The organism is Peribacillus sp. SIMBA_075 (assembly GCF_046534585.1).
In genome coordinates this window covers 1-401 of the sequence record NZ_JAWRYN010000164.1, presented here as the reverse complement: position 1 = coordinate 401, position 401 = coordinate 1, and the positions used below count along the sequence as shown (strand labels likewise).

Here is a 401-nt window from a genome sequence, read left to right as displayed (position 1 = left end):
ATTACGTGGTGGGCCTTACAAGGTGTTCACATTGAGCGTTTAATGAAGTCTGGAAAGGTGATGCAGACGCGAGTGTTACTCATCCTAATTACAATTGCAATTGGGACATCTGTAAGTAACTTTTTCCTTGATTATTTAGGCTATTCAAAGAGTTTAACGTATTTAGTAAAGTAAGTGTATAGAACCTCATATCTCCGTTAACAATGGGGATAGGAGGGGATGAAATTGAAGCTTAAAGCCATTCTTATTGTTATGATAAGTGTTGTTTTATTTTTGGTTGGATATAGAGAGATGAAACCGATCAGCGATGAACAGAAAATGGAGAGCATGATTGCAACTTTAGAGAAAAATGATGCTAAATTAGAGAAGTGGTCATGGTTAGCGCGAGAAACAAAAACAAT

1 protein-coding gene and 1 pseudogene are annotated in these 401 nt (G+C 36.4%); both read left to right on the top strand.

Going from position 1 to position 401, the window contains the following annotated elements:
- On the top strand, positions 1 to 174 hold a 174-nt coding region (locus SB775_RS27630; protein WP_410864332.1), incomplete at its 5' end, for a DUF1146 family protein.
- A 51-nt stretch (positions 175 to 225) separates the two neighbouring features.
- A pseudogene (locus SB775_RS34735) lies at positions 226 to 401 on the top strand (YwmB family TATA-box binding protein); the annotation flags it as partial.